General features: G+C 77.1%; 1 protein-coding gene. It reads left to right on the top strand.

Annotated elements, in window-relative coordinates; translation table 11 throughout:
- On the top strand, nucleotides 1–420 hold a 420-nt coding region (locus LPA54_RS40040), incomplete at both ends, for a polyketide synthase (RefSeq protein ID WP_228985334.1).

Below are 420 nucleotides of genomic sequence, written 5' to 3'. Positions count from 1 at the left end.
GAGGCGCTCGCCGTCGCCGGCGTCGACCCGCACTCGGTCGGTCTGCTCGAGACCCACGGCACCGGCACCCACCTCGGCGACCCCGTCGAGTTCGCCGCACTGGAACGCGTCTACGGCGGCGACCGTCCCCACCCCGCCGCCGTCGGCTCCGTCAAGTCCGTGGTCGGCCACCTCAACACGGCCGCGGGCATCGCCGGCGTCGTCAAGGCCGTCCTCGCCCTGGAGCACGGCACGGTGCCCCGCCAGGTGCCCTTCGACACCCCCAACCGCGCGCTCGGCGGGACGGGCGGACTGCGCATCGCCGACGCCGACGTCGCCGAGGCGGGCTGGCCGGTGCCCGGCGGACCGCGGCGCGCCGCCGTCAGCTCCTTCGGCATCGGCGGCACCAACGCGCACGTCGTCCTGGAGCAGGCGCCGGCC

Source organism: Streptomyces sp. DH12 (assembly GCF_020873895.1).
In the GTDB taxonomy this organism is placed as follows: domain Bacteria; phylum Actinomycetota; class Actinomycetes; order Streptomycetales; family Streptomycetaceae; genus Streptomyces.
This window is presented reverse-complemented; position numbering and strand designations above follow the sequence as displayed.